This is a genomic window from Azospirillum sp. B4 (assembly GCF_000333275.1).
In the GTDB taxonomy this organism is placed as follows: Bacteria; Pseudomonadota; Alphaproteobacteria; order Azospirillales; family Azospirillaceae; genus Nitrospirillum.
In genome coordinates this window covers 1-9,878 of record NZ_BACU01000508.1, presented here as the reverse complement: position 1 = coordinate 9,878, position 9,878 = coordinate 1, and the positions used below count along the sequence as shown (strand labels likewise).

At 66.7% G+C, this 9,878-nt stretch carries 10 protein-coding genes; 8 read left to right on the top strand and 2 right to left on the bottom strand.

Features of this window, described 5'->3' with window-relative positions:
* The 3 genes from I55_RS22245 to I55_RS22235 form a co-directional block, all read left to right on the top strand.
* A partial coding sequence (locus I55_RS22245) for a LysR substrate-binding domain-containing protein (RefSeq protein WP_044562785.1) occupies nt 1-681 on the top strand: 681 nt, incomplete at its 5' end.
* A 129-nt stretch (nt 682-810) separates the two neighbouring features.
* Complete coding sequence (locus I55_RS22240; RefSeq protein WP_044562782.1) at nt 811-1,059, top strand: hypothetical protein; 249 nt, start codon at nt 811-813, stop codon at nt 1,057-1,059.
* Complete coding sequence (locus I55_RS22235) at nt 1,056-1,475, top strand: putative toxin-antitoxin system toxin component, PIN family (RefSeq protein WP_044562781.1); 420 nt, start codon at nt 1,056-1,058, stop codon at nt 1,473-1,475. Before I55_RS22240 ends, I55_RS22235 begins: the two co-directional genes overlap by 4 nt.
* A gap of 9 nt (nt 1,476-1,484) precedes the next feature.
* On the opposite strand, the gene I55_RS39110 is transcribed toward I55_RS22235, so the two are convergent.
* The gene (locus I55_RS39110) at nt 1,485-1,994 is read right to left on the bottom strand and encodes a helix-turn-helix domain-containing protein (RefSeq protein WP_286364315.1); all 510 of its coding nucleotides are present in this window, start codon (nt 1,992-1,994) and stop codon (nt 1,485-1,487) included.
* Between the two features lie 175 nt (nt 1,995-2,169).
* Between I55_RS39110 and I55_RS22225 the strand changes: the two genes are divergently transcribed.
* From I55_RS22225 to I55_RS37830, 3 genes are read left to right on the top strand one after another with little or no spacing between them, the layout of a single operon-like run.
* Nucleotides 2,170-2,982, top strand: a complete 813-nt coding sequence (locus I55_RS22225) for an SDR family NAD(P)-dependent oxidoreductase (RefSeq protein ID WP_199902680.1) — start codon at nt 2,170-2,172, stop codon at nt 2,980-2,982.
* Nucleotides 2,983-3,012: 30 nt separating this feature from the next.
* Nucleotides 3,013-4,602 carry an NAD(P)/FAD-dependent oxidoreductase gene (locus tag I55_RS22220; RefSeq protein WP_044562779.1) on the top strand — a complete coding sequence of 530 codons (1,590 nt, stop codon included), beginning with the start codon at nt 3,013-3,015 and terminating at the stop codon, nt 4,600-4,602.
* Between the two features lie 3 nt (nt 4,603-4,605).
* The gene (locus I55_RS37830; protein WP_044562778.1) at nt 4,606-4,833 is read left to right on the top strand and encodes a hypothetical protein; all 228 of its coding nucleotides are present in this window, start codon (nt 4,606-4,608) and stop codon (nt 4,831-4,833) included.
* A 70-nt stretch (nt 4,834-4,903) separates the two neighbouring features.
* Here the strand turns inward: I55_RS37830 and I55_RS22210 are convergent, their stop codons facing one another.
* Nucleotides 4,904-5,338 (bottom strand): VOC family protein, encoded by a 435-nt coding sequence (locus I55_RS22210; protein ID WP_044562777.1) that lies wholly within the window; start codon nt 5,336-5,338, stop codon nt 4,904-4,906.
* Nucleotides 5,339-5,750: 412 nt separating this feature from the next.
* Here I55_RS22210 and I55_RS22205 point away from each other — a divergent pair, with 412 nt between their 5' ends.
* Both I55_RS22205 and I55_RS22200 read left to right on the top strand, forming a co-directional pair.
* Nucleotides 5,751-7,823: a methyl-accepting chemotaxis protein gene (locus I55_RS22205; RefSeq protein ID WP_044562776.1), complete on the top strand. Its 2,073-nt coding sequence runs from the start codon at nt 5,751-5,753 to the stop codon at nt 7,821-7,823.
* Nucleotides 7,824-8,051: 228 nt separating this feature from the next.
* Nucleotides 8,052-9,878 (top strand): acyl-CoA synthetase (locus tag I55_RS22200; protein WP_044562783.1); only part of this gene is annotated, 1,827 nt, incomplete at its 3' end.

Genomic DNA, 9,878 nt, shown 5'->3' with positions numbered 1-9,878 from the left:
GGCCAGTCGATGTTCGTGCCGGTGGAATCAGCCCGCCAGGTTACCATCCTGGCGTCCGATTACATGATCCGCGTGCTGCTGGCCGACACCATCCGCCGCATCGCGGACCAGGCGCCGGGCATGATCTTCGACGTCGCGGCCCTGGAGGACGCGCCGGTGGATCGGCTGGAAAAGGCGGAAGTGGATCTGCTGATCACGGCGGAGCAGTACACGTCGCCCGACCACCCCAGCCGCCTGTTGTTCGAGGACGACTATGTTGTCGTCGCCTGGGCCGGCAACGACCAGTTCGACCGGGTGATCGACCACGAGACCTATTCCCGCCTGGGCCATGTCACCGCGTCACACGGTCGCACGCGCACGCCAACCTTCGAAAATTGGTTCGCCCGCACCACCCAGATCACCCGGCGGGTGGAGGTGGTGGCGCCGTCGTTCACCGACGTCGCCCATTTCCTGCTGGGCACGCGGCGCATCGGCACCATGCACCGCCGCCTGGCGACCCTGTTGGCCACCACCCTGCCGCTGAAGATCGCGCCGGTGCCCTTCGACATGCCCAAGGTGCGGATGTCGGTGCAGTGGCATCGCATCCAAAGCCAGGATCATGCCCTGGCCTGGGTGGTCGACCAAATGTGCGCGGCGGCGCGGGAGGCGGATTTGGGGGGCACGGCCCAGGCGGCGGAGTAGGGGAATCTTGAGCGGGGAGGGCGGTTTGACGCGTCCGTCCCCCGGGCCTATATTCAGTCGACTGGACTGTAACGGCCCCATCTACCAACATGGCGGCTTATTGGGACAGTGGCGATCAAGGAACCAGTCATGGAACGGGTTGTGACAGGTGTCACCCTTCAGACCTTCCCCCAAGCCGTGCGCCGGACCGGCTTGCGGCCAGGCCAGCGATTCACGATTACCGTGGAAGATGCGCCGACGGACAAGAAGTCAGCCCTAGCCAAGATGCACGAAATATCGACCGCTGTAAGTGCCCGTACTGCTGCGGAAGGGCTGACTGAAGAGGATATTATGCGCCTCTTGGAGGAAGAGGATGAAGAAGCCCGCAACGCGAAATGATACGCGTTGTCATAGACACCAATGTATTCCTTAGCGCATTCGCTACTCGGCAGGGAACGGCGTCCCAGGCAATTGATCTGGCCGTTGAACAAGGCATTGTTATTGCTTCCGACGAGACTTATGCGGAACTGGCCGCCAAGCTTGCATCTTCCCGGTTCGCGTTGAAACTCGGCACCGAAGATCAGCGCATGGAATATCTGGGAATGGTGGGCACATTGCTGTCTTTCGTGGATGTGACCAGCATCGCCACGGCTTCTCCCGATCCCAAGGACAATATGTTCCTGGCTTTGGCCGTGGATGGTCGGGCCACCTGTATTGTCAGTGGTGACAAGAAGCACCTGCTGGCTTTGGGCTCCTATCAGGGAGTGCCCATTCTCTCTCCGGCAGATTTCCTCTCGACCTATCGCCCGGCATAAAGTCCCGCTCTAATCCTCCGGCCCGCTGTCGTGGAAGCGGGCGCGGGCCGCCAAGACGGCGTCATGGTGGCGCCGTACCCATGCCATCAGTCCCTCCACCTGGGCCAGCAGGTCCCGGCCCAGGTCGGTCAGGGCGTATTCCACCTGGGGCGGCACGGTGGGGGTGACCCGCCGCTCCACCAGGCCGTCGCGCTCCAGCGAGCGTAGGCGCAGGGTCAGCATGCGCTGGGATATGCGGGCCTCATCGGTGACGGCGCCCACCAGGCGGCGCAGGGTGGCATGCCGGAAGGGGCCGGCGCCCAGCAGCAACAGCAGCAGCGTGCTCCATTTGTCACCCAGGCGGCCGAAGATCTCCCGGATGGGATCCTCCCGCCCACGACCGTCCGTGGCCATGCTGCGCACCATGGCCGCCAGCCGACCGCCGCCGGGGTGGTCGTCCAGGTCGGCCACGTTCAGCGCCCGCGCCACGCGCGCCAACTCCGCCGCCACATCCACGGCCGCCTTCTTGGGCTTCGTCATTCCATCCCCGTCCATTCGGCGTTCATCCCGTTTATAAGACATTGCCCGGAATGGATAGGGCACAAAAAGGTGCCGTCTTCCGCGTGATCCGCACTGCCCTTAGCCTGCCGCCGACCAGATCAAGATCGGCCGGCGGGAGCGGCACCTCATGGAAACGCGGAATATTTTCAATCCCTTGGCAAATAAGGTGGCCATCGTCACCGGTGCCGCCGGCGGCATTGGCGCCGCCACCGCCATCCTGTTGGCCGAGCGTGGCGCCGCCGTGGTGCTGGCCGATATCGCGCTGGAGCCGGCCCAGGCGGTGGCCGCCCGCATCACCGACATCGGCGGCCGGGCCCTGGCGGTGCGCCTGGACCTGGCCGACGAGGCCTCCATCCGCGCCCTGATCGAGACGGCGGTCGGCACGTTTGGCCGGCTGGACATCCTGGACAACAATGCCGCCGACCTGTCCATGGGCCTGCGCGACGCTGACATCGAGACCATGGACCTGGAGGTCTGGGACCGTACATTCACCGTCAACTTGCGTGGCACCATGCTGGCCTGCAAGCATGCCCTGCCGCATCTGGTGAAGGCGGGCGAGGGCCGGGAGGTCGGCGGTGTCATCATCAACACCGCCTCCAACCTCGCCCTGCAGGGTCACATCATCCAGGCGGCCTACAGCGCCTCCAAGGCGGCGGTCATCCAGCTGACCCGCTCCATCGCCGCCAGCCACGGCAAGCGCGGCGTGCGCTGCAACGCCGTGCTGCCCGGCCTGACCCTGTCGGCCGCCGCCCTGGAGAACCTGCCGGCCCGACTGCGCGAGATCGTGGAGTCCGAGACCCTGACGCCCTACCTGGGGCGGCCGGAGGACCTGGCCCATGCCGTGGCCTACTTGGCGTCGGACGAGGCGCGCTATGTCACCGGGCAGTGCCTGGTGGTGGACGGCGGCACCAGCACACACGTGCCGGGCATCGCCCCCTTCCGCGCCATGGTCGCGGAAGGCCTCTGACAAATCAGAACGTTACTAGGGAGGATTAAGATGTCGGGCACATACGACGTCGTTGTCATGGGCGCGGGTCACAACGGCCTGGTGGCCGCGGCCTACCTGGCCAAGGCGGGCAAAAAGGTGCTGGTTGTGGAACGCCAGGCCTGGCCCGGCGGTGGCGTGGTGACGCGGGAACTGAACACCCCCGGCTACCGCCACGACCTGCATTCCAGCGTCCACATCATGATCCAGGGTAACCCCATGATCACGGAGGACGAGCTGGGCCTCTTCTCCAAATTCGGGTTGAAGTACAATTATTCCGACGTGCCCTACGCCAGCATATTCAACGATCAAAGCTTCCTGATCACCTATAAGGATCTGGACCGGGCGTGCGCCGAGATCGCCAAGTTCTCGGCCAAGGACGCCGACACCTACCGCGCCTTCGCCGTCCGCAGCATGGCCATGCTGCCCATGTTCGTCTCCGGTCTTTACGCCCCGCCGCTGCCCATGGGCGCCTTCATCGCCATGCTGGACCAGAGCGAGGAAGGCCGGGAGATGCTCGATGCCATGAGCCGCAGCAGCGTCGACATCATCGACAGCGCGTTTGAGCATCCGCGCGTCAAGATGCACCTGCTGAAGCTGGTGACCGAGAACCTGCAGATGCCGGACGAACTGGGCACGGGCATGGGCATCTACCTGATGCCGGGCATCATCCACACCTACGGCGTCTCCCAGCCCGTGGGCGGCAGCGGCGGGCTGACCGACGCGCTGGTGCGCTGCGTCGAGCATTATGGCGGCGAGATCCGCCTGAACGCGGAGGTGACCAAGGTCATCGTCTCCGGCGGCAAGGCGACCGGCCTGCAACTGGCGGATGGGGAGATCGTGTCGGGCAGGGACGGCGTCATCGCCGCCATCCACCCCCATCGCCTCCGCACGTTCTTGGGCGCCAATGTCGAGGACAAGGTGGTGAAGCGGGCGGAGCGGGTGAACACCTCCACCTTCAGCCTGTTCGTCAGCCACTATGATCTGAAGAAGCAGGCCACCTTCTATGCGGGGCCGGAGGTGGCGACCGCCACCATGCTGGAATATTACACGTTCGACAGCCTGACGGAGATGCTGGACGATTTCGATTGCCTGCGCCGTGGCCGCATGCCCAAGCGCCCGTTGACCGGCGGCAGCGACGAAACCCATGCCGACCCCAGCCGCGCGCCGCCCGGCGCGGGAATCTGGCACGCCATCACCATGGCGCCCTATAAGCTGGAAGACGGCGGCGCCGCCCGCTGGGACGAGATCAAGGAGGAGGTGGCGGACTACAACCTCGGCTTCTATCGCAGGTTCACCCCCAGCCTGACGGACGACAACATCATCGCCCGCACCACCTGGTCGCCGCTGGACATGGAACGCAGTTCACCCAACAGCTTCGTGAACGGCGACATGCATGGGGCCGCCCCCTTCATGTACCAGACCATGGCGCACCGCCCGACGCCCGACCTGGGCAACTTCACGGTGCCGGGCGTGGACGGACTCTATCTGGTCGGCCCCTTCATGCATCCGGGCGGCGGCGTCTACGGTGCCGGCCGCGCCACGGCCATCAAGATGTTCGATGACCTGGGCATCGACTTCGACCGCGCGGTGAGGGCCTGAGCGATGGTCAAGATCTACGGGGCCGACAACAAGGAACTGATGACGGTGGCCAGCATCGCCGGCGACGGCGACACCCTGGTCATCAAGGGCAAGATCTTCGGCGCCATGCCCATGACCGCCAAGATCCGGCCGGAGGAAGCGCGCGCCCTGCTGAAGATGCTGAACCTTAAGCTGGTGCTGTTCCTGCTGTGTTTCCTGTTCAAGCCGGCGACGAAGACGCCGGCGAAATAAGCTGATATCAAAGGAAAACCCCGCGCCGGTCACGCGGCGCGGGGTTCGATTTGGGGACCGGGGCGACGCTTCAGAGATGCGCCCGCGTTTCCGTCTCCGGCTTTTCCTGGACGAACTCGATCAGATTGCCAGCGTTGTCGCGAAGGAAGACGTTGGAGCCCCATTTTCGAATCGGCGACGAAGACATGTCGGCGCCACGGCGGCGCAGTTCATCGGCCAAGGCGTGCACATCCCCGGTGGCGAAGGAGATGTGCTTGTTGCCATGGGTCTTCAGATCCTGGTTGGGGAAACGCCGCTGCTCTGGCAAGGCCTGCGCGTCCGGCACCTGGAAGATCTCCATGCGCAGCGGCCCGTTGCGCACGAAGGCGACGTCGGCGGGGATGGCGTCGATGCGGATGCGCCGCTCCAACTTGAAGCCCAGGACGTCGCCATACCAGGCGATGGCGGCTTCAAGATCGGGAACGCTGATGGCACCATGGTGGTGCCAGTATTCAAAGGTCGGCATAGTCCGTGTCACCATATCCCAGTAGATGTCATCGGATGAAAGGCGTCCGGTCGCGGGTGGCGCCCAAGGCGGTGGCTGCCGGAAGATCGCGGGGCTCCCTGGGAATCCTGCCGCTTCCAACAGTGGCGGGGCGGTTTTTCATGGTGATTATTGGACGGCTTCCTCCTTAACCGGGGATACCATCCACCTCGGCTGGCCATCAAATCGATAGTTCGAAAGCGTCCTATTGCCCGCCTGAATGCAACCATCGGCGCATCCTCAGGCCAGTCTTCGACCTTAACGGTTTGTTCAGCGGTGAGTCCCCATTCTGAGGTCTAGAGTTAACCATCAAGGCGAGGGGTTGCGGGACCCTGGACTTAGGCGGACCGGCACCTGAAGGATGCCGGCGAAGGAACGTGTGGGGAGACGTCCGATGACCATCCGTAAATTGATCGCCGCGTGCTTGGGCGGCGTGGCCGTCCTCATGCTGGTGCTGGGCGCCGTGGTGGCGGTGGGGCAATGGCGGGTGGCGGCCGCCGCGGCAGACGCGCAAGGCCTGGCCCGCGTCATGGCGGCGCTGACCCGCATGACGGAGAACCTGGCCATTGAGCGGGGACCAACCTTGGTGGCGCTGGGCAGCGCCGATCCCGCCACGCTGGCGCCCCTGAAGGAGCAGCGCGCCAAGGCGGATGCCGTGCGCAAGGCCCTGACCGACCTGATCGCCACGGAAAATTCCCAAACCATGGACAGCCTGAAGGCGGTCATGTCCACGCTGGATGGCCGCTTGGCAACTCAGCGTGGCGCTGTCGACGCCTTGCTGGCCAGACCCGTGGCCGACCGGCCGGCGGGCGAGGTCGATGCCTATGTCAAGGGCATGTTCGCCATCATGGCCGACCTGGGCACCGAGTTGAACGCCACCGGCCGGTCGCTGCTGCAGCGCGCGCCGGAGGCCGGGCATTACGCCAACATCGCCGTGCTGGCCTGGTCTTACCGCGACTACGCCGGCCGCCAGTCTTCCATGCTGTTGCAGGCGCTGAACAGTGGCAAGCCCATGGGCCCGCAGGCGCTGCGCGACGTCCAGGTCATGCAGGGGCACCTGGACGACCTGGAAGGTCGGCTGGACGGCCAGCTGGCCCTGGCCGGCACGCCCGACAGCCTGGTGAAGGCGGCGGAGGTGGCACGCCAGGGCTATAAGGGCACCTTTGGCGCCATCCGCGCCAAGGTGGTGGACGCCAGCGTCGCGGGCACGCCCTATCCCGTCGATGTCACGGAATACCGGCGCACCAGCGTGCCGCAACTGGCCAGCATCCTGGGCATCCGCGACGCCGCCATCGCCGAGGCGACGCGCCTGGCCGATGCGCAGCACGCCAGCGCCCGCACGGCCCTGCTGTTGGTCACCCTGCTGCTGCTGGGCGCCGTCGGCGTGCTGGTCGGTATCGTCTGGCTGGTCGGACACCGGGTCACCGGCCCGCTGTCCATCCTGACGCAGGTGGTGATGAAGATCGCCGGCGGCGACCACGACTTGGCCGTACCCCTGACGGAGCGCAAAGACGAGATCGGTGAGATGGCGGGCGCCATCTCCGTCCTGCGGACCAACGCCAAGGAGGCCGACATCCTGGCCGAGCGTCAACGGGACGAGGAGGCCGCCAAGGAACAGCGCCGCCTGCGGCTGGAAGCCGCGACGCGGGAGTTCGCGACCTCCATCGACCAAGTGGTGGCGGGCTTCACCGGGGCGGAGCGGTCGTTGCGCGGGGCGGCGGACAGCCTGACCCTGTCCGCCGGCGACACCATCACCCTGTCCAACACCGTGGCGGGGGCGGCGGAGGAAACCTCCGCCAACGTGCAGACGGTGGCGGCCGCGGCGGAGGAACTGAACCAATCCATCAGCGAGATCGCCCGCCAGATGGTGGGCGCCACCACCACCTCCGAAGCGGCGGTGCGCGAGGCATCCGCCACCAAGCACTCCATCGACGGGCTGGTCAGCGCCGCCCAGCGCATCGGCGACGTGGTCAAGCTGATCACCGACATCGCCAGCCAGACCAATCTGCTGGCCCTGAACGCCACCATCGAGGCGGCGCGCGCCGGTGAGGCGGGCAAGGGCTTCGCCGTGGTGGCATCCGAGGTCAAGGCGCTGGCCAACCAGACCGCCAAGGCGACGGAGGAGATCCAGGCCCAGGTGGGCGCCATCCAGGAGGAGACGGCCCGCGCAGCCGCCGCCATCGACGGCATCACCACCACCATCGCCAGCATGAGCCAGATCACCACCGGCGTCGCCTCGGCGGTGGAGGAACAGGGCGCCGCCACGCGGGAGATCGCCCGCAATGTCCAGCAGGCCAGCGTCGGCACGCAGGAGGTGTCGTCCAACATCATTGGCGTGCGCACCGCCGCCGATGAGACGGGCACCGCCGCGCGCAGTGTCCTCAGTTCCTCCGACGTGTTGGGCAGTGAGGCCGACACCCTGCGCTCGGTGGTGAACACCTTCGTCACCACCATCAAGGCGGCGTGATCCCTATGAGGGCGCGCGCCGGTGGACCGACGCGCTTCCCCTTCGGCTGGTTCCGGGCCGGCATCTCATACCGCCGTTCACCACTGTCGGACGCGCGGCGCCTCGCATATTGATCGCGACCGTTGTAGAGAGTGGGGCTATCGCCCGCTCGGCCGACGCATCAGCGCGGCCGGGCGCGGCCAGCTTCCAGCCGGCCGCCGCCGGCGTCTTGACGCGGGGTGGGCGCGGATGGTTACGGGTGTTTCCGGGTTGGCGGACGTGGAGGCCGTTGAGGCGGTTCCCTTGGCTGAGAGGGCCTTGCCCGAAAACAGCTATGCCATGATCGCCGCCGGCGGCGCCGATGATCTGGAGGCGACCGCCCTGTCCTTCTTTCTGCGGGTCAGCGACCAGGCGAAGCCCCACACGCTCACCCACCGCGCCCTTCTGGACCAGATAACCCGAAGCGCCAACATGTTCCGGGCCATGGGCGTCGGCCGGGGCGAGGTGGTGGCGATCCTGCTGCCCAACCTGCCGGAGACCCATTTCGCCATCTGGGGGGCGGAAACCGCTGGCATCGCCTTTCCCATCAATCCATTGCTGGAGGCGGACCAGATCGCGGCGCTGTTGCGGGCGGCGGACGCCCGGCTGCTGGTCACCCTGGGACCGGCGCCACGCAGCAACGTTTGGGAAAAGGCTTGCGCGGCGCTGGCGCAGGCGCCAACGGTGCGCCGGGTCCTCACCGTCGACCCGCTCCGCTATCTGCGCTCCCCGGTCGCCCCGTTCATGCGGCTACTGGCACGCCGTCGGGCACGGGCGGCGGGCCTGAGTATTCCGCTGACGGACATGCCCCGGGAGTTGCGGCGCCACGACGGGGCGGCGCTGTCCTTCCCGGCGCCCGCCGCCGGCGACATCGCGTCATATTTCGCCACGGGCGGGACGACCGGGTTGCCCAAGATCGCCCGGCGGACCCATGGCAGCGAGGTGTTCAACAGTTGGGCGATGAACCAGATGCTGGGCACCTCCGGTGAACGCCGTGTGTTCTTCTGCGGCCTGCCGCTTTTCCACGTGAACGGCCAACTGGTGACGGGCCTGGCGCCGTTGGGGCGCGGCGACCACATTGTCATCGGCACGCCCCAGGGCTATCGCGGGGACGGCGTGCTACGGCATTTCTGGGCCATCGTGGAACGGCACCGCATCGCCTTCTTCTCCGGTGTCCCAACCGTCTATTCCGCCCTGCTGGACCGGCCGGTGGGCGATCGTGACATCTCCAGCCTGCAACTCGGCATGTGCGGCGCGGCACCCATGCCGCTGGAGCTGTTCAAGCGCTTCGAGCAGACGACGGGAGTGCGCATCCTGGAGGGGTACGGCCTGACGGAAGGTGCATGCACGTCCAGCGTCAACCCGCCGGCAGGGGAGCGGCGCGTCGGTTCCATCGGGTTGCGCCTTCCCTATCAGCGTATGAGGGCCGTCATCCTGGACGGGGATGGCCGCTATATCCGCGATGCCGCCGTGGATGAGGCCGGGATCATCGCCGTGCACGGCCCCAACGTCTTCGCCGGCTACACCGACCCGGCGCGGGAGGCGGACAGCTGGATCGACATCGGCGGGGAACGGTGGCTCAACACCGGCGACTTGGGCCGGCAGGATGGGGATGGGTATTTCTGGCTGATCGGACGCCGCAAGGAATTGATCATCCGAGGGGGCCACAACATCGATCCCGGCATCATCCAGGAGGCCCTCGCGGCCCATCCGGCGGTGGCGATGGCCGCCGCCGTGGGCCGGCCGGACGCGCACGCCGGGGAACTGCCGGTCGTCTATGTCGAATTGCGGCCGGGCGCCAGGACCACGGATGAGGAGCTGCTGGCGCACGCCTGCCGCACCATGCCGGAGCGGGCGGCTTGGCCCAAGGCCGTACGCAGGGTGGACAAGCTGCCGCTGACCAGCGTGGGCAAGGTGTTCAAGCCAACCCTGGTGGGATATGAGATCGCCGACGTGGTCCGGCAGGAAGGGGCCGGTGCCCGCCTGCATATCGCCGCCGTGGACGTGACGCTGGATCCCGATCGCGGGCAGGTGGCC